The following is a 24,849-nucleotide window of genomic DNA, read 5'->3' as shown; positions in this document are numbered from 1 at the left end:
ACTATATTCAGATACCCCTCATAAGACAGAACACTGATGGCGGAGATTTCCCCCGAAGAACTCGGAGAACGGTTACAGGCAGATGACGACGACTTGCTCGTCCTCGACATTCGCCACGAAGCGGAGTACGAGGAGTGGCACGTGCCGGACAGCGTCAACGTCGACGTGTACGACGAATTGACCGACGACCCCGACGCTGCAGCGGATGTCCTCGAAGACCTCCCGGAGGGCAAGGAGGTGGTGACCGTCTGCGGTGCGGGCATCGTCGCCGACACCGCAACCCAAGTTCTCGAGGAGATGGGGTACGACGCGAAGACGCTCACCGACGGGATGAACGGCTGGAGCCGCGTCCACCGACACGCGACCGTCCCGGCCGATATCGACGGCACGCTCGTTCAAGTTGCACGGGCCGGGAAGGGCTGTCTCTCCCACGTCCTCATTTCGGACGGTGAGGCCGCCGTCTTCGACCCCTCACACTACTTCGAGGAGTACGACGGGATTCTCGAAGCGTACGACGCGGACCTCGTCGGCGTCTTCGATACGCACGCCCACGCCGACCACGTCTCCGGCGCGTCGGAACTCGCCGACCGACACGGCGTGCCCTACTACCTCCACTCGGAGGACGCTCTCGCTCTCGACGCGACGCCACTCGAAGACGGCCAACGCGTTACCGTCGGCCACCTCGACGTCGAAGTCATCCACACGCCGGGACACAGCGAGGGAAGCGTCTCCTTCGACGTCGAGGGTGCGGCGCTGCTCACGGGCGATACGCTGTTCCACGACAGCGTCGGCCGCGTCGAACTCGGCGTCGAAGCCGGCATCGAGGACTCCGACGTAGAGGGCAACGCGGCGACGCTCTACGAGAGCCTCCAGCGGTTACTCGACCGGCCGGATGACGCACTCGTCTTACCGGCACACGACCCCGGTTCTCCCGAACCGCCGGTGACCGCGACTCTCGCGGAAGTCAGAGACCGAAACGAGGACCTCGGCCGCGACCGCGAGGAGTTCGTCAGGGAACTCGCCTCGGACATCCCGGACCATCCCCCGAACTTCGAGCGCGTCAAGCGGACGAACGTGGGACAGGAATCGGTCCCCGAAAACGAACTGGCCGAACTGGAACTGGGGCCGAACAACTGCGCCGCCGAGTAATCGATGAGTACGACAACCGAACTCAAACAGGGAATCCGCGAACACCTCGGGCAGTTCTCGCTGCACGTCCTGTTGGTGTTCGCGACCGGGTTGACCATCGGGTCCGAACGCACCGTCGTCCCTGTCTTGGGGGAGGACGTACTCGGCGTCGAGTCGTTCCTCGTCATCGGGTCGTTCGTCGTCTCGTTCGGAATCGTAAAATCGATTCTCAATCTGTATGCCGGAAAGTGGGGTGAGTCCTACGGCCGCAAGCCCGTACTCGTCGCCGGGTGGGCGACGGCACTCCCCCTGCCGGTTATCCTCATCTTCGCCCCCAGTTGGGGCTGGATTACCGTCGGGAACATCCTGCTGGGTATCAATCAGGCGCTGACCTGGAGTATGGCAATCAACGCGAAAATCGACCTTGCAGGCCCCGACCAGCGCGGTCTCGCAGTCGGCATCGACGAGTCGTTCGGATACACCGGCGTCGCCGTCGGTGCCTGGGTTACGGGCCTCATCGCGAGCCAGTGGAGCCTCCGGCCGGAGCCGTTCTACTTCCTCGCCGTCGTCGTCGTGCTGGCGTTCCTGATTTCCATCTTCCTTATCAAGGAGACGGTCCAGTACGCACAGGCCGAAGGTGACGACGACCACCACGACGCGAACCTCCCGTTCAAAGACGTGGTGAAGCGAGCGACCTACGGCGATAGGACGCTATTCGCTGCTGCACAGGCCGGCCACATCGAGAACTTCGTGGACACGCTGTTCTGGATTGCCGTTCCCCTGTATCTGGTGGGCGAGGGATTGGGCATCGCGGCCGTCGGCGTCGTCGTCGGCGTCCACAGCGCGATGTACTTCCTCCAGATAGCCACGGGCGGACTCGCGGACCGAATCGGCCGGCGCCCACCGGTTATCGCCGGGATGTTCCTGGCCGGCGGCGGCGTGCTTGGGATGGTACTCGTCGAGGGGTACCTCCTGTGGGCCGTCCTGGCCGCCGTCTCGGGGCTCGGGATGGCGTTGCTGTATCCGAACCTGATGACGGTCCCGAGCGATGCAGCCCATCCGAGTTGGCGGTCGGCCGGGATGGGCGTCTACCGCATGTGGCGCGACTCCGGCTATGCGGTCGGGGCTATCCTCATCGGCCTCTCGATGGAGTTCGTGAACGCCGAAGCCGCGTTCTACATGACTGCGGCCCTGATGTTCATCTCCGGAGCCGTCGTGTATGTCTGGATGGAAGAGACACACCCCGACTTCGGAACGCACGAACCACCGGCACCGGCGACAACTCAATCGACCCAGGCCGTGCCCGAAGATTGAATCCGCGAGAGAACGGTCGCCGAACGCGCGTTTTGGCGCGGCTGTTCGATTCGGATGAGTAAGCCGGGCTTCTCGGTTCTCCAGCGCCCCCGCTGTTCGGTATCGTGAGATGTACGCCCGAAACACTAACGTCCGACCTCATCCCAGGCGGCGTGCCGCGGTCGGTCGGGAAACCCTCGTGTCGGGCGGGGGACACTACGTGTCCCCGGATGGCGAGACGGCTGACGCCGTCTCGACGAATCGAGTGTGTCGCACACCCGGGTTCTCCGGTCCGTCATCGCTGCCCAAAGGGCCGCTCAGTCGGGGACTAAAGGTGCGCAACTCACCTACACCGTCGAGCGGTAATCCTCTTTCGGCTTTCAGACCGTGTAGTCGTCCTCCCGGACCTGTGCGTAGCCGCCGTTACGGAAGCGGAACTTCCGCCATTTGTATTCGCCGAACAGTTTCGCACCAGTCAGGCCAGCGTACACCGCCTCGTAGGGCGTAAAGCCGTCATCGCCCTGGACGTCGCTGACCAACCCGAAGATGGTGTCCCAGTCGTCGGGTTCGTAGCCGCGAACCATGTCGGCGAACACGCAGTTTCGGCGGATTTCGCTGCCGATGGCACGGTGCCACTCGGCGTTGTACGCCCGCAACGCACCGAGGGCAGCGAGGCGCCCGGCAATTTGGCCGGTCCGAATGGCGACGTGGTCGCCGCCCTCGTGGAACGCCGAGGTGGCACCCATCGCTCCGCCGACGACGGCGACGTTGGCCGCCGTCGGGGATTCGATGGGACGCGTCGAGGAGATGGGATAGGTCTCGGTGCCGCCGGACTTCCCGCGGTCCTCGACGAGCGGGAAATCCGCGAGGTCGTAGCCGGGGTACACCTCCTCGATGAGTCGCTCGATGTAGGTGTTGCCCTGTGGAACACGTTCGTCCTCGTCGTGGAGCAGTCGGTAGGCCTCGCGATTCTCCACGTCGTCGAGGTCCATCCCAATGGGCATCGTCAGCCCGACACGCGCGACGGGGTCGTCGTTCGGGAACACCCACGGGTAGGCGGTGTGGCCGGGCATGTACCCCCACCAGAACTTGATTCGGTCGCGTTCGAACAGTTCCTCGGGGAGTCGGCGGTACTCCTGATAGGCGATGTGGTTGGCCCGGCGGGATTCGAGGTTCTCCATGTGGGCGTCGGCGAGCCAGTTTTGCAGCACCGTTCCGGTAATCGTCCGCTGGGGGCCGTCGGCGAGAATCAGATACTCCGTCTCGATTCCGGTGCCGTCACGCAGCGTCAGCGTGTGTGAGGGTGTCCCCGTGAGTTCGGAACCGACCGACGCGACGCCGGTTCCGACGCGGTACTCGGCGCCGGCGTCTTCGGCACGCGATCGAAGCCAGTCGTCGAACCTCGCGCGGTGGACGGTGAACCCGAAGTTCGGGTACGTGGCGTCCATCCCCGTTTCGGTCAACTCCAGCGTCTCCGAGGGGCCGATGAACTCCGCGGCGTTGAGTTCCTGATGTTTGACGTGGTCCGGAATCGGCTCGTCGAGGTCCATCAGGTCGACCCAGTAGTCGAGGATTCCGGCAGCATCCGTCGAATCCGGTCCGAGTTCCTCGCGGTCCGCTCGGGGGACGCCCTTCTCGATGACGACGGCGTCGGCGCCTTCGCTGGCGGCCGCATACCCGGCCGAGGACCCGGCCGGACCGCCACCGATGACGGCGACGTCTACCTGTTGCATACTGCCTTCCGTGAGCGGATGGGGCTTAAGCCCTAGTACTCCGGTGCTTCCTCGGGGACCCCGTCGCGTTTGTTGACGACGCGGGCCCACACGAACAGCGCATCGGAGAGGCGGTTGAGATACGCGACCGCGGCGCCGTTTACGGGTTCGTCGGAGGCCAACGACACCGCCCGGCGCTCGGCGCGTCGACAGACGGCCCGTGCGTGGTGGAGTTTCGACCCGGCGTCGCTGCCGCCGGGGAGGATGAAACTCTGCAGCGGGTCGAGTTCGTCGTCGAAGGCGTCCATCCAGTCTTCGAGCTTCTGGACGTGATGCTCCTCGAGATGCGGGGCGTCGGCGTCCTCGCGGTCGGGATTGGCGAAGTCGGCCTGAATGATGTGAAGGTGGTTTTGAACCGCGCTCAGTTTCTCGTCGATGTCGTCGTACCCCGAGGGGCGAATCCGTCCGATGACGCTGTTTACCTCGTCGACGGTGCCGTAAGCCTCTATTCGCGCACTGGTTTTCGAGACGCGGGACATGTCTCGCAGGTCGGTCATTCCCTCGTCGCCGCGACCGGTGTAAATCTTCATATCGGACCGTTCGGCCTCCGGTGGCTTATAGCTCGCTACCGAGGCAGTCGTCACGGTTCGTTGCCTGTTCCGTCGTCGGTCGGGACGAGAAAGAAGTACGCGAGGACCCCGAAGACGACGCCGAGTCCGAGTCCCAACTCGACGCCGAGGCGAAGTTCACCCAACAGGTACCCTCCGACCGCGGTGACGAGAAGCGCCAAGGTGAAGAACGTCGCTGCGCGCGTGAGGTCGTCGGCCACGAGGCTACTCATGACACGCCGTAGCGGTGGCTACCGGGTAAAGTGTGCGTTTCGACCAAAGAGAGAAACCAACGCCAAGCATCCGCGCGAGCGAAGCGAGCGCGGTTCTCCGGACGCGACCGAAGGGAGCGTCCGCGTCGTTTTTCCCCAAGTTTTTGCGACCGAGTGGTGCCCGCAGCGCGCCGGAGGCGCGCGAGGACACCCGAGGGAGTAAAAAGTGGGTGTTCCTAGAAGCCCTTACCCTGCAGTTCGCGGGCGATAACCATCTTTTGGATTTCGGTGGTTCCCTCGTAGATTTGGGTGATTTTGGCGTCGCGGTAGAAGCGCTCGGCGTCGAAGTCGTCGACGAACCCGGAGCCGCCGTGAATCTGGACGCACTCGTTTGCGTTCTTGACGGCGGTTCGGGAGGCGAACTCCTTGGCCATCGAGGCGAGCTTCGTCAGTTGGCCGTCGGCGTTGTCGACGGACCACGCCGATTTGTAGGTGAGATTGCGGGCGGCTTCGGCCTCGGTGTGCATGTCGGCGAGTTTGTGCTGGATGGCCTGGAAGTCGCCGATGGGACGGCCGAACTGTTCGCGCTCTTGGGCGTATTCGAGAGCGCGACGCGCCGCACCCTTTGCGATGCCGACGCCCTGTGCGGCGACGCCGGTTCGGGTCTCGTCGAAGAACTGCATCTGCTGGAGGAAGCCCATGCCCTCGGTACCGACGAGGTTTTCCTCGGGGACACGCACGTTATCGAGGATGAGTTCGGCGGTGTCGGAGGCGCGGATGCCCATCTTGCCCGTGATTTTGTCGGCTTCGAAGCCGTCGCGGTCGGATTCGACGATAATCTGGGAGAAGCCGTTGTAGCGGCCGTCGGCATCCGGGTCCGTTTTACACAACACGACGAAGAAGTCACCAACGCTGCCGTTGGTAATCCACATCTTGTTGCCGTTGATAACCCACTCGTCGCCGTCCTTCTCCGCCCGCGTCGACACCGACGACACGTCAGACCCCGTGTCAGGCTCCGAAATCGCCGCACCCATGATAGCGTCGCCGGAGGCGATGGGTTCGAGGTACTCCTCTTTCTGCTCTTCGGTGCCGAACTCGATGATGGCCTCGCCACCGAAGCCGGTCGAGGACAGACACAGGCCGATACCTGGGTCGGCCGCGAACAGTTCCTCGACGATGATGGCGGTGTCGAGGACGTCGTAGCCGGCGCCACCGTACTCGAAGGGAATCTGCGGGGCGAGCAGACCCATCTCGGCGGCCTTGTCGACGACCTCGTGGGGGTACTTCTCCTCGCGGTCGTACTCCTTGGCAACCGGGAGAATCTCGTTTTCGGCGAAGCGCTGAACCTCGCTTTTCAGTTGTTCCTGTTCCTCGGACAGTTCGAAGTCCATACCGCTACGTTCGACTGAAACTATAAAAGGCCAACTTTTCCTAACGACGTTTGCAGGAACTCTGCCTTTGCTTTACAACGATAACCGTTATTTACCGGTCGTTTATGTGAGGTCGACGTACTGGTCCTCCCACTCGCGGCGTGCCTCTATCTCCCGGCGGCCGCGGCGGGTGAGCGTATAGAAGTTGGTTCGGCGGTCCCGCTGGCCCTTTTCGACGAGTCCCTTGTCGACGAGCGTATCGAGGTTGGGGTACAGCCGACCGTGGTGGATTTCCTTCTCGTAGTAGTCCTCCAGTTCTTCCTTGATTGCGAGGCCGTGGGGGTCGTCGCGACCCGCGATGACGTACAGCAAGTCTCGCTGGAACCCTGTCAAGTCGTGCATCGGTAAGTTCTATTTTGGTGTTACTGTCCAATTAGGTTAAATATGTCGGAGTGTCGTTCTATTCAATCCCGCGAACCAACCCGAGACGACCGCTATGTGTCGTTCAGTCGAGTCAACCTTGCTTGGATAGGTGATACGTTTCGGTGAACTATCGGAACGTGAACACTGTTCGGACTGGTCGTCGGAGCCACACTTGGAGAAAAGCCATTACCCTGTCGCGTCCTCAACAACGTACGCCGATTCGATGTTCACGCTCGAAGCACTCGTGGTAGCACTACTCGTCGCCGGCATCGTCGCCGCGCTGGTGGAAGGACTTCGACGCGAAAGTGGTGCCATCGTCGTGAACGCCGTAGCCGCCCTCGGCATCGTCGCCGTTCCCTCGGCTGTCCTGTTACCGCTCGGCGTGGGGACCCCCTCGCTTGTCTGGGACCTCACGCTCTGGGCCGCAGCAGCCAGTTTCCTCCATTCCCTCGGCATGCTCGGACTCTATGAGTCCGTGGACTGGTGGGACCACCTGACGCATACGCTCTCTGCCGGCGTGCTCGCCGCGGTGTTCTATCCGGCGAGTCTCGTTGCCACCCAACTCCGGCCGGGCACGCCGGAGTGGGTACTCGCCGTCGCCGGGGTGACTGTCGGCCTGACGCTCGCGGCCGGCATCGCGTGGGAACTCCTCGAGTTGGTCGCACGCGAGTTGGGTGAGCGCTACGACATCGAGCCGGTCCTCGTCCACTACGGCCGCCGAGACACCGTCCTCGACCTCGTCTTCGATATCGTTGGCGCAGTGTTGGTCCTCGCACTCGACGTGCGACTGTTCCTCCCTGTCGTCGAACGGTACCCCGAGACCGCGGGCGCGTTACTGACCGGGACCGCAGTCGGCTGTGCAATCGGCATCGTCGCGTTGACTGCCGCGATAATCGCCCTCCGTCAGATGGAGTAACGCCGGCTTCGACCGCCACACCGACCACCTATCCGTTTATTTCCACCGACCGCGTACGGGGCCCATGGAAGAAGTCCTGTTCAAAACCGAACAACGACAGTCCCGAGCCGAAATCGCAGACCACCTTCGTGCAGTGGCCGACAAACTCGAGGCCGGTGACCAGGTGACTCTCTCGTCGGGCACCGAAAGCATCAGCCTCGAAGTCCCAGCCCGCCCGACCTTTGAGGTGAAAGCTGAACGGGAACAGGAAGGGGCCTCCTCCGAACTCAGCGTGGAGTTCGAACTGGAGTGGGACGAAAACGACGACGGCAGTAACGGCAACGACGACGCTGGTCTGGAAATAGCCTAACACCGGACACAGAACTCTCTTCGTGTGTTAGTTAGCGAGTGGAAAGCCCCGAGCCGGATGAAAAGGACCGGCTTGGGGCTTGCCGCCCTGAATTGGTCCCCGCTGACGCTTCGGCCCTCCAAGCGAAGCGTCACCTGAATCAAGTAGTCACCGCATCATAAATGTACCGGCACCGGTGAGGTCTACCGGACTAGATGTACTCCTCTTCGAGGACCCATCCCAGCGCCCGCTTGTAGTACGTGAACATCTGCCGGACACCCTCGTGATTCATATCCTCGTCGTCGAGTTCGTTTTTCAGGAATTCGTACTGCTCTCGGATTTCCTCTTCGTCGCGCATACCGGACACTGTCGCGGGAGTCAAATGAAAGTTCGTCACCCGGCGACCACAACGCCCAACCCGACGCCGACAGCAGGTGGCGTATGCGCGTCCACGTCATCGCCACCGGCGGCACGATTGCCTCGACCGAAGACGGCGACGAGGCCGGCGCCGCCCCGTCGCTCTCCGGCGACGACCTCGTCGAGGCCGTCCCCGACCTCGAATCCTTCGCCGACATTACCGTCGAGAGCGTCGCCAGCAACCCTGGATTCGACATGTCGCCCGCGGTCTGTGCCCGCGTCGCAGAGCGCGTCCGAGCGGTTACCGACGATGTCGACGGCGTCGTCGTCACCCACGGCACCGACACGCTCGCGGAGACCGCCCACTACCTCGACCTCACGACGGACGGGCCAGTCGTCGTGACGGGCGCGCAGCGACGGCCCGACGAACTCGGCAGTGACGGCCCCACGAACCTCCGAACCGCGGTCAGAGCCGCCGCCCACGACCGACTCGACGCCGGCGCGTTCGTCGCCTTCGACGAGGAACTGCACGCAGCCGCGACGGTCCAGAAGTCCCACACGAGTTCTCTCGATACGTTTCAGTCCCCCGAGGCGGGACCCATCGCTCGGTTCACCCGGCGCCGAGTCCACTGGCACCGCGACCCACCGGCAGCCGACACACTACTTCCCGTTCCCGACCCCGAATCCCACCCCACGGTACCCATCGTCGTTTCGGCCTCCGGCGTCGGCAGAGACGCGTTCACCGACGCCGAATCCCGCGGTGACGCCATCGTCGTCGCCGGTACGGGCCTTGGAAACACCACAGGGGCGCTCGGCGAGACCATCGCAGACGCCGACTGTCCGGTCGTCATCGCCTCGCGGTGTTACGCCGGCCCCACGGAGCCGGTGTACGGTACCCCCGGCGGTGCGGCGACGCTGGCGAACTACGACCACGTCCGATTCGCTCACGGAACGCCGTGGGCCGCACGCATCGAGCTCGTCCTCGCGGTCGCCGCCGGCCGCGTCGACGAGCGCTTCGAGGGGTTCGACGAACCCTCGGCGTGACGGTCCGAGGGTGTTTTGCCGGCGACGGCCCAAGGAAGCATATGAAGGTCCGCGGCCGACGGGAATGCAAAGAGTGCGGGACGCGGTGGTCCTACTACGACACCGGGGCGATTGCGTGTCCGAGCTGTGGCAGCCTCCACAGCGTCGGGACCGACGACGAACGATCGTTGCACACCGCGACGGCGACGACGCTCGACCTGTCGCCGGTCCGAAACGCTATCGACGAACAGCCCACCCGCCGACTCGCAGAGCGTGCCGTCGAACGATGCCGGGAGTTCACCGGCGGCTACGGATTCATCCAATCAGGGTCGCTTCAACCGCTCGACGACACCTATCTCGCCGCGATGGAGCTTCGCCACGTCGCCGGAGAGCTCACACGACGAATGGACAGCATCGACGACGAGGAACTGTACTTCACGAGTCTGCTGCGTGCCGACGAGGGCGAACGTCCGGCAGTCGAGGAGGTCCCGGATTCCCTCCGGGCGATGCGTGGGTTGGCGTACGCCAACGCCGTCAAAGAGTATCGCTCGGACCTCCGTCGTTATCTCGAGGAACACCCCGACCCAGTCGTCGGCGACGTCCTCGAACGCCTCGGCGACCACACCAAACGCATCCGCGCACTCGACGGCGACGTGTCCCCGCGAGCGGTCGAGGCGCTCGTGGAATCGACCCGCGACATTGGCCGATATCTGACTTCGGGCGAGGAAAGCGCGCTCGCCGCCGCCGAATCCCGACTGGACGAACTGGCCTGAACCACCCCCGAGTGTTTAGTCCGGTCCGTCCACAATCCGAGATATGAATTGGCTCATCGATGGACGTCAGGGGGGCTCGAGCGAATGAGACTCTGTGATACAACGCTTCGAGCGGCCGCACGGTACTCCGACCGAACGTACACGGCCGACCAGTTGGTCGAAGCGGGGCAGGCGCTCGACCGACTCGGCGTGCCACTGGTACGGGCCGGAAACCCCTCCGTGGCGGGCGTTGAGGGAGAGACGATCAGCCGCCTCGCGTCGAACTTCGAGGCCGACGTGGTGGCGACCTGTCGCGCCCGGACCGACGAGGTGGAGACGGCGCTCGAAACCGGCGCGGACATCGTCGAGGTGTCGATTCCCGTTTCCGACGTGCGACTCGAAGCCACACTCGGGATGTCGCGAGAGGAGGCGTTCGACCGCGCCGAAATGGCGATACGCCAAGCTCGTGAGGGCGGTGCGGACGGTCACCTCCATTTGCAGGACGCGTTCCGTGCCGACGTACCGTCGGTTGCCGGCGCGTTCGGACGGTTCGACGGCACCATCGTCCTCGCGGACACCGTCGGCGCTCGGACACCGCCGTTCGTCGCGGGCTTCCTGCGGACGCTCGCCAACGCGAGCGCCGACCTCACACGAGCAGGCGTCAGTTTCCGCGACGACCTCGGCTGTGCAACGGCGAACTCGTTGGTCGCCGTCGAGACGGGCATCGACCGCGTCGACGCCAGCGTCGCTGGCATCGGAACTGGGGCCGGTAGGGCCGCGACCGAGGAACTAATCGTCGCGACGGTGACGGGCGGCGACGACGCTGGCGTTGCCACTACCGAGACGATTCCCGCCTGCGAAGACGCCCTCCAGGCGCTCGGCGAATCCGTCGACGAACGGAAAGCCGTACTTGGCGCGGGAGCGAGCGGAGACGAGTCGGGTGAGGGGACCGAAAGTGGGGTGGACGACCCCGCGGCGTTCCGAGCGTACGACCCCTCGACGTTCGGCGGCTGACGACGAGGGGAGCGTGGTGAGGCGAATTCGTCCCGGGCGATGGGACTCACAGCGATTGGTGAACAGGCGGCACGTCGATCCCCGAAGCGCTGTGCCGCGCTCCCGCTGGACGCTCCGGGGCGTACGAGTCGAGCACGGGGGTGCTGGTCCCGTGTTCGTATTTAAACGTACGTGTCGACGAGTCGAGAGACGAGGGAACGATCGAACGTGTTCTTCGGTACCTCTTCGAGCCATGCTGCCTCGTCGATGCCCTCCGATGGGCGTCCCGGATTCGAATCGATGCCCGTCATCAGGGGTGTCCCGAGGAACGTCGCGAAGTAGAACTCGTAACTCGCCCCATCGCCTGTCCGGACGAACGTCTGTTCTGCGATGGCGGCGAGGCCGGTGATTTCGATGGTGACGCCGGTTTCCTCTTCGACCTCGCGCATCGCGCCGACCTCGGGCGGTTCGTCCGCTTCGAGGCGGCCGCCGGGCAGGAGCCACGTGTCGCCCTCGCGGACGAACAGCACGCGCCCGGAATCGACGACGAGCGCGCCGACGCCCCACGCGCCGTCGTCGTCGCGCTCCATCGCTCGGTCGAACCGGTCGGCGTCGATTTCGATACGCTCGGCTTTCCGGTAGGGGTCGTCGTAGCGGGCGGCGAGGTCCTCCAGCGTGAGCGACATGGCCGAGACAGTCAGGGCAACTCGACGGCGAGGTCCTCCTGCAGTCCGGCGGCCTTGACGGTGTTGTACAGCAACATCGCACGCGTCATCGGTCCGACGCCGCCCGGAACGGGCGTGATAGCGCCGGCTTTGGCCTTCGCGCTCTCGTAGTCCACGTCGCCGACGAGTTCGTACCCCTTCTCGGTGTCGGCGTCGACGCGGTTGATACCCACGTCGATGACGGTCGCCCCCTCCGAAATCATCTCGCCGTCGATGAACTCCGGCAACCCGGCGGCGGCGACGACGATATCGGCGTTCCGAGTCTTTGCTTCGAGGTCTTCGGTTCGGGAGTGACACACCGTCACCGTCGCGTTGCCGTCGGGGGCTTTCTGGAGCAGGAGGTTCGCCAGCGGCTTGCCGACGATGTTCGAACGGCCGACGATGACCGCGTCGGCGCCTTCAGTTTCGATGTCGTAGGCTTCGAACAACTTCTGGACGCCGTGGGGCGTACAGGGCCGATAGCGGTCGTTGCCGGCGACGAGTCGGCCGACGTTCTCGGGGTGGAAGCCGTCGACGTCCTTCACCGGGTCGATACTCCGGAGGACACGCCGCTCGTCGACGTGGTCGGGCAGCGGCATCTGGACGAGGATGCCGTGGACCGACGAATCGGCGTTGAGTTCATCGATGGTGTCGTACAGTTCCTCGGCGGGCGCGTCGCTGTCGATTTCGACGTGAATGCCGTCGATGCCGACCTCCTCGCAGTCGCGCTGTTTCATCGAGACGTACGTCTCGCTTGCGGGGTCGTCGCTCATCAGAACAGTCGCCAGTCCCGGCGTCACGCCCGCTTCGGCGAGGGCGTCGATGCTCTCGGACAGCGACTCGCGAATCTCGCTGGCGACGGCGTTGCCGTCGATGACCTCTGTCATTGTCGAGAATCCGGCGCGCCGAACGTATCAATGATTCGGGTTCGTGCTTGTTTGTCGCCGTATAGCGGTGCGAGTGTACACGAACGTGAGTATCAGGGGCAGTCACTTTCGTCGAACGTCATCGGTTCGCTCCCCTGCTCGACGCCGCGTGTCGCCCCCGAGCCGAGGGCGAACAGCACCGCTCGCCCGCCGTATCCGTGCGTCTGGTCGTGGCCGCAGACGACCACGCAGTCGACGTCTTCGGGTATCTCGACGGTCGAAGAGCGGGTGAACTTCCGGGTCCCGTGGGAGTGGGCGAGGTCTCGACGGCCGAGACGGTCGCCGTCGAGCGTCTCGAGTTGCCACCAGTTCGCGTACCCCTCCTCGCCGTCGTCGTCGTGATACAGCGTCACGGAGAACCGATACCCGCCGTCGACGCGTTCGGCTTCGACGCCAGTGACGTTCGCCTCACGGAGGTCGAGGCCGCCCTCGTCGGACCCCTCGCTGTCTTCATTTTCGTCGCCGGTATCGCCCTCGTCGCCGGTATCGCTGGTACAGCCCGCGAGTCCCGCGACGAGCAATCCGAGCCCACTCGCCAACGTGCGACGGCGCCCGACGGTCACAGTTTCCCACCGAGCACCTTCGCCGCGGTCAACACCGGGTCCCACGTCGTGTTGAACGGCGGTGCGTACGCGAGGTCGTAGTTCGCCAGTTCCTCGACGGTGACGCCCTCGGTGACGGCGCCGACGACGGCGTGGCTCCGGTGGACCGCGCCCTCGCCGTACTCGCTGGCGAGACTGGCACCGAGGACCCGCCCCGACTCGCTGTCGGCGGTAAGCGTGACTTTCACCGTCCCGCCCTCAGGGTAGTAGCCGGCCCGAGATTTTGCGTCAATGGTGACCGTCGTGGGGTCGAAGCCAGCGTCCCGTGCCTCCTCGTCGTCGAGGATACCTGTCCGTGCAGCCTCGACGTCGAAGGCCTTGACCGCGGCCGTCCCCGCGATGCCGCCGCCGACGGAGGGGTCCCCTGCGACCGTCTCCCCGATGGCGCGGCCGTGGCGGTTCGCGGTCAGTGCCAACGGGACGTACGCCGGTTCGCCGGTGACGACGTGTTCGGCCTCCGCACAGTCACCGGCGGCGTACACGTCGGGGAAGTTCGTCTCCCGGTAGGCGTCGGTCGCGATGGCGCCCGTCGACCCCAACTCGATGCCGGCGTCCTTGGCGAGGTCGGTCCGGGGTCGGACGCCGGTTCCGAGCAGCGCCATCTCGACGGGGACGTGCTCGTCGTCCGTGACGACGCCCTCGACGACGCCGTCGCCCTCGAATGCCTGTACTTCGCTGTTCAGATACAGCGCGACGTTCTGCTCTCGGAGGTGGTCGGCGACGTAGGCGCTCGTCTCCTCGCTGAACCCCTTGAGCACGCGGTCGCCACGCTGGAAGAGATGAACCTCGAAGTCGTTTTCGGCGAGCGCCTCGGCCATCTCGACGCCGATGTAGCCGCCGCCGACGACGGCGACCGGCCCGGTACACGATTCGAGGAACTGACACGCCGGCCCGCGGTCCGGCTGTTCGAGTGGACTCGATTCCCGCGAGCGGGCGACGAAATCACGGAGTTCCTTGCCATCCGTCATCGACCCGAGAGTGTACACGCCCTCCTGCTCGCGGCCGTCGATGGAGGGGACGACCGCTTCCGCGCCGGTCGCGACGAGGAGGTGGTCGTAGCCCACCGTGACCTCGCCGTCGTCGCTTCGGGCCGTTACGGTCCGGTCGTCGGCGTCGATGGCGACCACTTCGTGGCCCGTCCGGAGGTCGATATCGCGTTCCTCACGGAACTCTTCGGGCGTGATGGAGACGAGGTCTTCGAGGCGCTGAATTTCACCTTTGATGTAGTAGGGCAGCCCGCAGGCCCCGTAGGAGACCCACTCACCCTTCTCGAAGACGACGACATCGATGTCGGGGTCGTCCCGTTTCGCCTTGCTCGCGGCCGACATGCCTGCTGCGTCTCCGCCGACGACGACGAACGTGTCGCTCATTGGTCGGCCGTTGGCCCGGCAGCGGAATAAAACCGAACTCCGGATGCACACGCGATACACGAACAGCGTCGCAATGACGCACAATTAACTGTCAGGCTGTCGTCGCCCGGAGTATGTCGACGCCGGGCGATGAGGGCGAGACCTGCGACTACCGGACGACCGAACACACCGACGACGGGTCCGTCTGGGAGTGTCCCCATCCGGCCGCCGAGGGTCACGACCGATGTCCGTTTCACCTGCCTGCCTCTGAAGATATCGACGCTCGGGCGGTGTTCTTCGACGCTCTCCAGCGCGCGGAGACGGCCGATGACCCGGCGGCTCAAAAGCGCCACAAACAGTTCCTCGGAGCCACCATCGAGCGCCTCGACCTCTCGAACGAGGTCGTCGACGGTGGTGACAACTACCCTGTCGACCTCCGGGGAGCGGTCGTCGAGTCGCTGGACTGTCGCCGAGCGTCGCTCGAACAGCCATTCCGTCTCGACGGCGCGGAAGTCGACAGCCTGACCGGCGATGAATCGACTGTCCAGCGGCTCTCGGCCGCCCGAGCAACCTTCGGGTCGGTCTCCTTCGACCGCGCCAGAATCGAACACTTGGAGTTCGACGATGCGACCGTCGAGGCGGCGACGTTCCGGTATGCGACCATGGAGTTCGCCGACTTCCCCGACGCAACGTTCGAGTCGGCGGACTTCCAGTACGTCGAGACCGAGGAGTTCGGAACTATCGGTGCGACGTTCCGAACGGCGACGTTCTTCGGGGCGATTCTCCGCGGTGGTTACTTCGACGACACCCAATTCGAGTCGGTCGACTTCGAGTGGGTCCGGGGGACCGAGTACCACTTCGACGGAGCGGACCTCGGTATCGCGACCTTCGAAGGGACCACCGGCTGGCACGCCGACTTCACCGATGCGACGTTCCGGACGGCGCACTTCCCGGACGTGGAAATCGACCGGTGTCGGTTCGCCGACGCCGACCTCGGCGTCGCGACGTTCGAGGGCGCCGCGTTCGAAACGCTGGGGCTTGAGGGAACGGCATTCCGAGCGCTGTCGCTCGCCGACGCGTCCGTCCAGTCCCTTCGTGCCCGTCCGGCCACCGGGTGTGAGGGTTGTCTGTCACTCCGGGACGCCGTCGTCGAGGGGGGATGGCTCACCGACGCCGGTCGCGTCGTCTACGATTTGGCCGAGGCGACGGTCGGGGACCTCTCACTCGAAGCGTCCGGACCCCTCGTCAGCCGACTCCATATCCACGGAACCGAGTTCGAGGGATTCGATTTCGGACAGGCGACGCTGGGGCTGGAGGCCGCCCAGTACGTGCTCCACGAACTCGAAGGCGGCGCCGAACGGGTCTCACAGACGACTGGACTGTTGGCGGCGCTCGGTACGCTGTACGAACGACTCGATGGCGACCCGCCCCGAACCGTCGACGCCGGCCACGCACGGGAGGTCTTGGACGTCGATGTCACGGACGCCGGCGTCGTGTCCGCTTTGGAGGCCGCGGCCGATTACGAGGGCCCCGTAGACGCCGCAGCAGCCGACCCGGACGCGCCCGGTTCACACGACCCCGGGGCGCTCGAATCCACATATCGGAAGGCGAAAAACGGCGCCGACGAAAGCGGCAACAGCACCGCTGCGGGGCGGTTCTTCGAGCGACAGATGCGCAATCGCCGTCGGAATCACGCCAAACTCGCGTTGGACGGCGACCTGTCGGGACCGGCGCGTGCCCTGAAAACGACGGAGTGGCTCCGAAACGCGGTGCTGTCGGTCGCGACCGGCTACGGCGAACGACCCTGGCGAGTCATCGTCTCGTCGGTCGGTGTCATCGGATTCTACGGCCTCGTTTACTGGCAGCTCATTCGCCCGTCGTTCGACGTTCCGAACCCCTCACCGGTCGAATACTTCGTGTTCAGCGCCCAGAGTTTCATCACGTTCGTCGTCGGGCCGCCGCCGGCCGCTACGTCGTTTTGGCTTCGGGCCGTAACCGCCAGCGAGGGGTTCGTTGGCGCGTTCTTCATCGCGCTGTTCGTCTTTGCGCTGACGCGGCGTGTCCACCGCTGAGCGGCGCTACTGATACAGGGGGAACGCTTCACAGAGGTCTTGGACCTCCTCGGCCGCCTCGGCCTTCACGTCCTCGTCGTTCGGCGCGTCGACGATGCGGGCGATGATGTCGGCGACCTGCTCGCAGGCTTCCTCGTCGAAGCCACGCGTGGTGAGCGCGGGCGTGCCTGCGCGGATGCCCGAGGGGTTGAACGCGCTTCGCGTCTCGCCGGGGACGGTGTTCTTGTTGAGGACGATGCCGACTTCCTCGAGAGCCTCCTCTGCGACGCCGCCGGGGGTGTCGGGGTGGGACTCACGCAGGTCCACGAGGACGAGGTGGGTGTCGGTGCCCTCGGAGACGAGTTTGAAGCCGTGTTCCTGGAGGCGCTGGCCGAGTGCCTTGGCGTTGTCGACGACCTGCTGGGCGTACTGCTCGAATTCGGGCTGGAGGGCTTCGTTGAATCCGACGGCCTTGCCGGCGATGTTGTGCATGAGGGGGCCTCCCTGTGCGCCGGGGAAGACAGCCGCGTCGATGTCGTCGGCGTACTCCTGGTCGCACATGATGATGCCGCCGCGACCGGCGCGGATGGTCTTGTGGGTCGACCCGGTGACGAAGTCGGCGACGCCGACGGGCGATTCGTGGACGCCCGCGGCAACGAGGCCGGTGATGTGGGCGATGTCCGCGAGGTGATAGGCGTCGACGGAGTCGGCAGTGTCCTGCACGCGCTGGAAGTCGACTTCGCGGGGGTAGGCGGAGTAGCCCGAGACGATGATGTCGGGGTCGAACTCCTCGGCCAGCGAATCGAGTGCCTCGTAGTCGATGTAGCCCGTCTCGGCGTCGACCTCGTACTGTTCGACCTCGTAGGTCTTGCCGGTGAAGTTGGCGGGGTGGCCGTGGCTGAGGTGGCCGCCGTGTTCGAGTTCCAGCGAGAGGATTTTGTCGCCGGGGTCGAGCATGGCGAGGTAGACGCCCATGTTCGCCTGCGTGCCCGAGTGAGGCTGGACGTTGACGTGTTCGGCGCCCCACAACTCTTGGGCGCGCTCGATTGCGAGTTCCTCGACGGTGTCGGCGTACTCACAGCCGGCGTAGTAACGCTCGCCGGGGTAGCCCTCGGCGTACTTGTTCGTCAGCTCCGAACTCTGGGCTTCGAGAACCGCCTTCGAGACGTGGTTCTCGGAGGCAATCATCGCCAAGGTGTGCTCCTGTCTGTCGCGTTCGCCGTCGAGGGCGTCGGCGACCGCGGGGTCGGACTCCCGAACCTGCTCGTAGCTCATACCAGCAGGTCGGGAACGCCGGAACAAGAAGCTACCCGTTCTTGGCAAGCACGTCCGGTGTCGACGCCTCCGAAGGCTCACCCATCGCCGGTTCGGAACGACCGTTCGATGCTGGGAGTAGTATTATACAACAGGGAACCAACAGGACGATAGATGGTCGAGTGGGCCGCGGCTGAGGACTATGTCTGCGGATTCGGCGACGACGAGTCGGTGCGAATCGGCGTCGAGCAATGGCGACTCGGCGGCGCCCCGCCGTCGCTTTCCGCCGCCATCGACGCCATCGTCGTCGGCACCACCACCAAGCTCGATTTGCCCGCGGAAGCGGCCGCCATCGTCGCCTCGTCGGACGGCCGACCGCTCGAACCCGGCGCGCTTCCGGCCGACCGACACCACCTCCGAGTGGCCGCGCCGCTGGAATGCCACCTCGCCTTCGACGGTCCGGCGACCGTAACGGAGGCCAGCGGCGGCTTCGAGGTCGAATTTCCGAAGCGAACGGCGGTCGCCATCGGGTTCCGGGAGACTCCGGCACCGCGTCCCACGGTGACCGTGCCGAAGACGCCGGCGGGACTGGCGACCGCAGTCACGGCCGCCGGCGGGACGCATCGAACGACTGGCCCGGCCCGTTCGCATCCGGGCTTTCGGCCCCGGACGCCCCGCGTGACCTTCGGCGAGCAGTCGATACCGGCGGGGCTTCGTGACCGCTCGCCGCCGACGGTGGTAACCGTCCCGCCGGCGACGAGGGCCGTCCTTGTCGCGGCACCGCTGACGTACTACCTCGGAGCCGAGTTGAACGTGGCCGACGGGCCGCCACGCATCGAAAGTTCCGAACTGTGGCGGACCTTTGAATCGCTGCCCGCGTTCGCCGACACCGTCGCGGAGTGGCTCCGACGGCTCTGTACGCTCGATAGCAGACTGCGTTCGGTCCCCGGTGAGTCGGGGGCGATGTCCGTGGACGGCTACGACGCGGAGACGTTACGGTCGGAACCGCCGACGGCGCGGTTACAGGCCGCACTCGAAGCGCCCTCGCCGACGCTGCCGCAGTGGCCGCTGTCGACGTACGTCGACGACGCCGTCGAAAACGGCCGGTATCTTCCGTACGTGCTCGACCGATTGAGTCTCGTCCACCTCGCGGAGTCGTCGTCGCTCGACCCGAAGGCGCTGTTGAAGCGGAGTCTCGACGAGTTCTACCGCGGTGAGTCCCCGAACGTCGAGGCCGTCGACCCGGCGCTCTCGGAAAGTCGTTTCCACGCGTGGCTCGCCGACGGAACGCCCGTCGACGCCTACACCCTCCTCGGAGCACCGTTCGAACGGCGGCCGCCGACGGCGGGGCTGACGGTCGACGTGGTGTGCAACGACGCGGACATGGCGTCGGAACGGGAAGTGGCTGCGGTGTATCGACGTCTGCTCGCGGGCCACGACGTGTCGGTTCGAGTCCACGAAGGGCTCCGCAGTCGGGAATTGGCGTCGGTGTTCGAAGAACCGACCGACCTCGTCCACTTCATCGGCCACGTCGAAACCGACGGACTGGTGTGTTCGGACGGCACGCTTGCCGCGGCCGACCTTGATGAATGCGGGGCAGCGGCGTTCTTCCTCAACGCCTGTGGCTCCTACTACGAAGGGTACGACCTCGTCAGACAGGGCGCAACCGTCGGGGCAACGACGCTGACGGCGGTGCTTGACGAACAGGCGGTGCGACTCGGGACGACGTTCGCTGGGGTGCTCGCCGCCGGTTACTCCTTCGACCGGGCGCTATCGATGGCGCGGCGCGAAATCATCGTCGGGCGTGATTACGTCGTCGTCGGTGACGGCACCCACCGACTCCGCCACCCGACGGGACAACCGATGACCCTCGACGTACAGACCGACGATGAGGGGTTCACCGTCAGATACGACGTGACTGCACCGGATTCGGCCGGCAGGCGGTACGTCGAACCGTTCGACGGCGAGGAGCGACTTACGGGAACGGCGGCGACTGCGACCCTCGACTGCGAGGACCTCCGCGAACTGCTGTCGCGACACTCGGGGCCGGTGCGATACGACGATGATCTCGTGTGGACGGCCGAACTGGTCGAGCGATTGGGGGCGGCGAGACAACACGGTTAAATGCGCGTCGGGCTATTGCATAAATAACGAAGTCCGTATAGGTACGGCTATTTATGTCTTTGCGAAGAGTTTTCCAGCGATAATCCCGCTAATATTAAATACGTTCGAAGTCATACTTTTACATACGATAATGCAATCAAACCTTGTCGAGCGGACCGTTGCCGACGTTCTCAACGAGGCGCTCAGCGCCGCCGACGAAGAACTGTTCGTCGTCAACCCCTCCGCAAACGTCATCGAGGAACTCGTCGAGGTACTCGACGAGGAGGCACCGACGGTACGGTTGCTCGCGGCGGAGAGCGAGCTGAAATCGGTGATGGACGACTTCATCGTCGCGAGTCGCGCGGCCGACCACATCGAGGCCGAACAACTCAGTGTTCGAACCCACGAGGGTGGGACCAACACGCTTCTCGTCACCGACTCCTCCGTCGTCGCCATCGTCAACGCTGGCGACCGAGTCGCCGGCTTGGCGACCGACGACGAAGCGTTCATCGAGAGCGCCTACGAGCAGTTCACGACCGACTGGGAGAGCGCCGAGCCGTTTAACCTCCGAACGCCCGCCATCTCTCGGGTTCGCGAGACGCTGACAACCGAACTCGGCGAACCGACCGCCGACGACTTCGACGGCGTCCTCCAGTCGCTGGAGACGGCCCGAGGTGGCGGCGATGGCCTCGACGAGGTGACCATCTCGCTGCTCGTCGCGGCGAAGAACGAGGACCTCCTCTACGACATCTCGAAGTGGGGCGAGGACGTCGGCATCGCCTCGAAAGCAACCTTCTCGCGGACGAAAACCCGGATGGAAGAGATGGGACTCATCGATACCGAGAAAGTGCCCATCGACGTGGGCCGTCCGCGCCTCCGTCTGAAACTGGGCGACGACCGTCTGCGGGAAGCCGACACCGGCCAACTCGCCAGCGTCGCGCAGTCGATGCTCGCCGCCTGAAGCGCCCAACGGTCCGCCTTTTTCCCTCCGTTGCCCCCCACGTTTATCGACCGCCGACCGGTAGAGGCGGTCATGGAACTCAATCGCGAACGGCCGTCCGCAGTCGGCTCCCGAACGGCGGTGTCGTCGGCGTGACGAAGGTCGGCTTACTCGGTGGGGGACCGGCTGTCGAAGCGATTCGCTCGGCACTTTCGGACACGGATACCGACGCCGTCGCCGTCGATGCCGACAGCCTCGGTGCGGCCGATGTCGCCGCGGCCATCGGTTCGGTCGGCGACGATGGCTTCGCCGCTGCAACGGCAGCAGCCCGACGGACGGACACCGCGCTTCTCGCCGTCGAACTGGGCGGCGTCGGCGGTCAGACCGTCGAGGGCGTCGACGCCGCCGTCTCGGGGTTCGCTCCCGGAACGGCGTGTCACGACTGTCTCCGAGGACGCGTCGCTGCGGCCGACCCAGACATCGACGACGGGGCCTACGACGCCGGAACGGCACGGTTTGCGGGCGCGCTCGCGGGACGGGAGTTGACGACGCTCGTCGCCGGCGGGCAGTCGGCTGTCATCGGGGGCGTCATCGAGATACCACACAGCCAACGTCGCGTTCTGCCGCTACCGTACTGTGACTGTGCCGGCTCCGAAGACCGACGCCTCCGCCGGAATCACGACTCACGGCCGCTGGAGGAGGCGCTCACGATGGCTGAGGTGGCCTTCGACGAACGCGTCGGCCCAATCGCGAGCGTCGGCGAAATCGAGTCGTTCCCGGTTCCGTATTACCTGTCGACGCTCAACGGGACGCCGTTTTCCGACGCCGACGTGCCCGAACACGCCGCTGGCGTCGGATTGGACTGGGACCCGGCGTTCATGAAGGCGCTCGGCGAGGCCTTAGAGCGCTACAGCGCCGCCGTGTATCGGGAATCGGCGTTCGAGCGCGACCCGACGAACCCAATCGACTGCACTCGGTTCGTCGCACCTGACGACGCCGCCGACACCGACTCGGTCCAGCGGTGGCATCCGGCGAGGAATCTCGAAACCGGCGACGCCGTCGAACTGCCGGCGGAGTTAGTCGTGTTCCCGCCACCGGAGCGTCGGATTCGCCCCGCGATTACGACCGGCCTCGGGTTGGGCAACGGCAGCGTCGAGGCGCTGTTGTCCGGACTGTACGAAGTGATAGAGCGGGACGCCGCGATGCTGTCGTGGTACTCGACGTTCGAGCCACTCGGGTTGGCGGTCGACGACGAGGGGTTCGAGACCCTCGCCGCACGCGCACGGAGTGAGGAACTGACCGCGACGGCGCTGTTGTTGACACAGGACGTGGACGTGCCGGTCGTCGCGAGTTGCGTCCACCGCGAGGGAGAGTGGCCGCGGTTCGCGGCGGGGATGTCCGCCGACTTCAACCCGGAAGCGGCCGCGCGGGACGCCCTAGAGGAAGCCATCCAGAACTGGCTCGAACTGCGTCGGATGGGCCCCGACCGTGCCGCCGAGGAATCGGGAGCAATCGGCCACTACGCCGATTTCCCGGCGACGGCACGGGAGTTCGTCGACCCGGAGACGACGATACCGGCGGCGAGCGTCGGCCCGGAGACGGTACCCGACGGGGAAGCCGAACTCGATGCGTTAATCGAACGCGTCACCGAGTCGGGACTCGACGCCTACGGTGCCCGGGTGACCCCGCGGGACGTGGCGACGCTCGGGTTCGAGGCCGTCCGCGTGGTCGTTCCCGAGGCTCAGCCGCTTTTCACGAACGACCCCTACTTCGGCGAACGCGCCGAATCGGTGCCCGAGTCCCTCGGATTCCAGCCCCGACCGGACCGAGACCACCATCCGTTCCCGTAACGCTCACTCTGAGAACGGCTCGACGATGTGGTCGACAACATCGATATCCCGGCGTCGGAGTTCCCGAGTGAGCCGAAGCGCGAGGCCGTAGCCGACGACGGCGACGACGACCGCGATGATGACGTTCCCGACGAGGAGTCGTACCAGCACGTCCGGCCCAAGAGAAAGCGACAACGCCGAGATTGAGGCACCCTCAACCGGTCCAAGGATTTGTGAGCCGAGCCAGAAACTCGCGGCGTAGATGGCCCACTTCACCGGCGGATTCATCACGACGACGGAGGCGAACAGTGCGAGTTTGCTGACCCGTTCGAACGCGTAGGCGAGTGCGACGAACAACAGCAAGGCGACGCCGAGGTTCGGAAGTGCGGAGACGAACACGCCGACCGAAAAGCTCGTCGCCACGTCGTGGGGTGGAAGCTCCTCGGAGAACGCACGCTCTAACTCCGCTCTGACCCGGTCGCGGTACGCCGTCAGGCGTCGCCGAGGCATGGTAGTCAGTCGCTTTCCACGGGTATCAACGCTCCGGGCGGCGCCGCATCACGGTCCGAGAAGTACCCGTTCACGAAGGAGTTCCGCGACGCCGGAGAGGTGCGCCTGTCCGAAGACGGCCACGAGAATTGCACCGAGGGAGTTGAACATCAGGTCCCGGACGGTGTCGTCGAGTCCGTGCTGGGACACCGGCATGTCGAGTCCGGTCGCGGTCGCCGCCACGTCGAGGCCGAACTCGAAGAGTTCCCAGACGACGCCGAAGGCCAACACGACGACGAGCAAGTAGACGAAGAAGAAACGCCGTGGAATGTAGATGTCGTCGTTGTGGAGGTCGACAGCGCGGGCGAACGTGTAGCCGACGCCGGCGACGAGCGATGCCGACATCGCGTGGGTGATGCTGTCCCACCAGTCGAGTTGACTGTAGAGGCCAGCCGACCCCAGCGTGTGCAGGAAGACGGCCAGCGTAATCCAGAGCGCGAGCCACGGGTCCAACGGCAGGTCGTAGTTCCGCCTGAGCAGCGCCGGGACGAAGGTGATGACGAGTGCGATGGTGCCGTTGGTTATCGCCTTGGGCTGGCCGAACAGAAGCCCGAAAGCGACGATACCGACCAACAGGAGTTGCATGCCGCGGGTGAGTCGGCGCTGGTTTCGGTGCGATGGCCGGGGGAGGAAACTCATCCGCGAATCACCGTCCGGATGCGCTGTCTGAGTCGGCGGCCGCGGCGTCGGAAGTACGCATCGAAGAGGACGCCGGCGGCGAAGCCGGCCAGCGTGACGTAGGCCCATTCTGTCATCAACGCGGCGTTGGCGGCGTCCTGACCGAGGCTGGCGCCGCCCAGAAACTCGGTACCGAGGTGTCGGTCGGCGTTCCACCGCAGCACCGTCCACGACGCCTCGGCGGCCATCGTCGTCATGACGACGAACGTGATGGCAAACCAGTGTGTCATTCGGAGGGCGGTGAACATGTGTATCTCCACGGCGATGATGAGCGCGAGGGCTGCGATGGCGAGATAAAACGAGAACGTCCCGAGTTCGCCGCCGACGAATCCGCGCACCAGAATCGGCAACAGTGCGAGGACGAGCAGTTCCCACGGAAGCATCACCTGGAACTCCCGATGGGCGACCGGTGGCACGAGCACAACTGCACCCGTCGCCGCGACGAACGCTATCCACAACCAGTCGAATTCGAGGAGGCTCTCGACGAATACGACCACGAGGACGGCCACGAGCAGCCACGACAGCAGGGCGTTGGTCCGGCCGCTGCGGAACAGTCGCGAGAGGACGTCTTCGAGTTCCTCCCGCGTCACCGACTCCGTTCTCCCCTCGCGGTCTGACATCGGTCATCCGGAAGCGTCGTGTACGGATAAAACACGCGCCGGCGTCGTCCGAACGGGGTTCGGTTTCGACCCTCAAAAGGGGTGGTATATAAGCACACGGCGATGCGTAGCACAACATTCAATTGGATG

General features: G+C 65.1%; 25 protein-coding genes. 11 read left to right on the top strand and 14 right to left on the bottom strand.

Translation table 11 applies throughout. The features are described 5' to 3' along the window. The first annotated feature begins 36 nt into the window (after positions 1 to 36). Positions 37 to 1,149, top strand: coding sequence for an MBL fold metallo-hydrolase (locus NMP98_RS02850; RefSeq protein WP_254860057.1), 1,113 nt, complete (start codon positions 37 to 39; stop codon positions 1,147 to 1,149). 3 nt (positions 1,150 to 1,152) lie between these two features. Then, positions 1,153 to 2,442 carry an MFS transporter gene (locus NMP98_RS02845; protein ID WP_254860056.1) on the top strand — a complete coding sequence of 430 codons (1,290 nt, stop codon included), beginning with the start codon at positions 1,153 to 1,155 and terminating at the stop codon, positions 2,440 to 2,442. A 359-nt stretch (positions 2,443 to 2,801) separates the two neighbouring features. Here the strand turns inward: NMP98_RS02845 and NMP98_RS02840 are convergent, their stop codons facing one another. From NMP98_RS02840 to NMP98_RS02820, 5 genes are all read right to left on the bottom strand, one after another. Further along, positions 2,802 to 4,154, bottom strand: coding sequence for an NAD(P)/FAD-dependent oxidoreductase (locus NMP98_RS02840; protein WP_254860055.1), 1,353 nt, complete (start codon positions 4,152 to 4,154; stop codon positions 2,802 to 2,804). A 32-nt stretch (positions 4,155 to 4,186) separates the two neighbouring features. Beyond that, positions 4,187 to 4,723 carry a cob(I)yrinic acid a,c-diamide adenosyltransferase gene (locus NMP98_RS02835; RefSeq protein ID WP_254860054.1) on the bottom strand — a complete coding sequence of 179 codons (537 nt, stop codon included), beginning with the start codon at positions 4,721 to 4,723 and terminating at the stop codon, positions 4,187 to 4,189. Between the two features lie 50 nt (positions 4,724 to 4,773). After that, positions 4,774 to 4,974, bottom strand: a complete 201-nt coding sequence (locus NMP98_RS02830) for a hypothetical protein (RefSeq protein WP_254860053.1) — start codon at positions 4,972 to 4,974, stop codon at positions 4,774 to 4,776. Between the two features lie 215 nt (positions 4,975 to 5,189). Next, on the bottom strand, positions 5,190 to 6,344 hold the full coding sequence (locus NMP98_RS02825) for an acyl-CoA dehydrogenase family protein (protein WP_254860052.1): 1,155 nt from the start codon (positions 6,342 to 6,344) through the stop codon (positions 5,190 to 5,192). A gap of 102 nt (positions 6,345 to 6,446) precedes the next feature. After that, on the bottom strand, positions 6,447 to 6,725 hold the full coding sequence (locus tag NMP98_RS02820; protein WP_254860051.1) for a PadR family transcriptional regulator: 279 nt from the start codon (positions 6,723 to 6,725) through the stop codon (positions 6,447 to 6,449). A gap of 244 nt (positions 6,726 to 6,969) precedes the next feature. On the opposite strand from NMP98_RS02820, the gene NMP98_RS02815 reads away from it, so the two are divergent. Together NMP98_RS02815 and NMP98_RS02810 are read left to right on the top strand one after the other, a co-directional pair. Beyond that, positions 6,970 to 7,662 (top strand): DUF2238 domain-containing protein, encoded by a 693-nt coding sequence (locus NMP98_RS02815; protein ID WP_254860050.1) that lies wholly within the window; start codon positions 6,970 to 6,972, stop codon positions 7,660 to 7,662. A 64-nt stretch (positions 7,663 to 7,726) separates the two neighbouring features. Next, positions 7,727 to 8,011, top strand: coding sequence for an amphi-Trp domain-containing protein (locus NMP98_RS02810; protein WP_254860049.1), 285 nt, complete (start codon positions 7,727 to 7,729; stop codon positions 8,009 to 8,011). A gap of 190 nt (positions 8,012 to 8,201) precedes the next feature. Here the strand turns inward: NMP98_RS02810 and NMP98_RS02805 are convergent, their stop codons facing one another. Beyond that, on the bottom strand, positions 8,202 to 8,348 hold the full coding sequence (locus NMP98_RS02805) for a DUF8555 family protein (RefSeq protein WP_178917488.1): 147 nt from the start codon (positions 8,346 to 8,348) through the stop codon (positions 8,202 to 8,204). Positions 8,349 to 8,431: 83 nt separating this feature from the next. On the opposite strand from NMP98_RS02805, the gene NMP98_RS02800 reads away from it, so the two are divergent. From NMP98_RS02800 to NMP98_RS02790, 3 genes are all read left to right on the top strand, one after another. Further along, a complete protein-coding gene (locus NMP98_RS02800; RefSeq protein WP_254860048.1) occupies positions 8,432 to 9,391 on the top strand; it encodes an asparaginase in 960 nt (319 codons plus the stop codon). Positions 9,392 to 9,432: 41 nt separating this feature from the next. Further along, positions 9,433 to 10,143 carry a DUF7117 family protein gene (locus NMP98_RS02795; RefSeq protein WP_254860047.1) on the top strand — a complete coding sequence of 237 codons (711 nt, stop codon included), beginning with the start codon at positions 9,433 to 9,435 and terminating at the stop codon, positions 10,141 to 10,143. An 84-nt stretch (positions 10,144 to 10,227) separates the two neighbouring features. Next, the gene (locus NMP98_RS02790) at positions 10,228 to 11,136 is read left to right on the top strand and encodes a hydroxymethylglutaryl-CoA lyase-like TIM-barrel protein (RefSeq protein WP_254860046.1); all 909 of its coding nucleotides are present in this window, start codon (positions 10,228 to 10,230) and stop codon (positions 11,134 to 11,136) included. Positions 11,137 to 11,297: 161 nt separating this feature from the next. Here the strand turns inward: NMP98_RS02790 and NMP98_RS02785 are convergent, their stop codons facing one another. The 4 genes from NMP98_RS02785 to NMP98_RS02770 all read right to left on the bottom strand — a co-directional run bounded on the left by NMP98_RS02785 (position 11,298) and on the right by NMP98_RS02770 (position 14,717). Continuing rightward, positions 11,298 to 11,801, bottom strand: coding sequence for an NUDIX hydrolase (locus NMP98_RS02785; RefSeq protein WP_254860045.1), 504 nt, complete (start codon positions 11,799 to 11,801; stop codon positions 11,298 to 11,300). An 11-nt stretch (positions 11,802 to 11,812) separates the two neighbouring features. After that, the gene (gene folD, locus NMP98_RS02780) at positions 11,813 to 12,706 is read right to left on the bottom strand and encodes a bifunctional methylenetetrahydrofolate dehydrogenase/methenyltetrahydrofolate cyclohydrolase FolD (protein ID WP_254860044.1); all 894 of its coding nucleotides are present in this window, start codon (positions 12,704 to 12,706) and stop codon (positions 11,813 to 11,815) included. Between the two features lie 92 nt (positions 12,707 to 12,798). After that, on the bottom strand, positions 12,799 to 13,308 hold the full coding sequence (locus tag NMP98_RS02775) for a hypothetical protein (protein WP_254860043.1): 510 nt from the start codon (positions 13,306 to 13,308) through the stop codon (positions 12,799 to 12,801). Then, positions 13,305 to 14,717: an FAD-dependent oxidoreductase gene (locus tag NMP98_RS02770; protein WP_254860042.1), complete on the bottom strand. Its 1,413-nt coding sequence runs from the start codon at positions 14,715 to 14,717 to the stop codon at positions 13,305 to 13,307. Before NMP98_RS02770 ends, NMP98_RS02775 begins: the two co-directional genes overlap by 4 nt. Positions 14,718 to 14,830: 113 nt before the next feature. On the opposite strand from NMP98_RS02770, the gene NMP98_RS02765 reads away from it, so the two are divergent. After that, entirely contained in the window at positions 14,831 to 16,768 is a 1,938-nt protein-coding gene (locus NMP98_RS02765) for a pentapeptide repeat-containing protein (protein ID WP_254860041.1), read from the top strand. A gap of 6 nt (positions 16,769 to 16,774) precedes the next feature. On the opposite strand, the gene glyA is transcribed toward NMP98_RS02765, so the two are convergent. Next, complete coding sequence (gene glyA, locus NMP98_RS02760; protein WP_254860040.1) at positions 16,775 to 18,022, bottom strand: serine hydroxymethyltransferase; 1,248 nt, start codon at positions 18,020 to 18,022, stop codon at positions 16,775 to 16,777. Positions 18,023 to 18,175: 153 nt separating this feature from the next. Between glyA and NMP98_RS02755 the strand changes: the two genes are divergently transcribed. From NMP98_RS02755 to NMP98_RS02745, 3 genes are all read left to right on the top strand, one after another. Further along, positions 18,176 to 20,125, top strand: a complete 1,950-nt coding sequence (locus tag NMP98_RS02755; protein ID WP_254860039.1) for a CHAT domain-containing protein — start codon at positions 18,176 to 18,178, stop codon at positions 20,123 to 20,125. Between the two features lie 130 nt (positions 20,126 to 20,255). Further along, entirely contained in the window at positions 20,256 to 21,065 is an 810-nt protein-coding gene (gene tbsP / locus NMP98_RS02750) for a transcriptional regulator TbsP (RefSeq protein ID WP_254860038.1), read from the top strand. A gap of 131 nt (positions 21,066 to 21,196) precedes the next feature. Next, positions 21,197 to 22,894, top strand: coding sequence for a YcaO-like family protein (locus NMP98_RS02745; RefSeq protein ID WP_254860037.1), 1,698 nt, complete (start codon positions 21,197 to 21,199; stop codon positions 22,892 to 22,894). A gap of 3 nt (positions 22,895 to 22,897) precedes the next feature. Here the strand turns inward: NMP98_RS02745 and NMP98_RS02740 are convergent, their stop codons facing one another. From NMP98_RS02740 to NMP98_RS02730, 3 genes are read right to left on the bottom strand one after another with little or no spacing between them, the layout of a single operon-like run. Beyond that, complete coding sequence (locus NMP98_RS02740) at positions 22,898 to 23,383, bottom strand: DUF2062 domain-containing protein (RefSeq protein WP_254860036.1); 486 nt, start codon at positions 23,381 to 23,383, stop codon at positions 22,898 to 22,900. A 48-nt stretch (positions 23,384 to 23,431) separates the two neighbouring features. Then, the gene (locus NMP98_RS02735; protein WP_254860035.1) at positions 23,432 to 24,061 is read right to left on the bottom strand and encodes a DUF2238 domain-containing protein; all 630 of its coding nucleotides are present in this window, start codon (positions 24,059 to 24,061) and stop codon (positions 23,432 to 23,434) included. After that, positions 24,058 to 24,720 (bottom strand): hypothetical protein, encoded by a 663-nt coding sequence (locus tag NMP98_RS02730; RefSeq protein ID WP_254860034.1) that lies wholly within the window; start codon positions 24,718 to 24,720, stop codon positions 24,058 to 24,060. The genes NMP98_RS02735 and NMP98_RS02730 overlap by 4 nt, the downstream gene beginning before the upstream one ends. Positions 24,721 to 24,849: the final 129 nt, after the last annotated feature.

The organism is Natronomonas gomsonensis (assembly GCF_024300825.1).
GTDB lineage: Archaea > Halobacteriota > Halobacteria > Halobacteriales > Haloarculaceae > Natronomonas > Natronomonas gomsonensis.
Note: the sequence above shows the minus strand (reverse complement) of the source record. Positions and strands in the feature narration are given on the sequence as shown.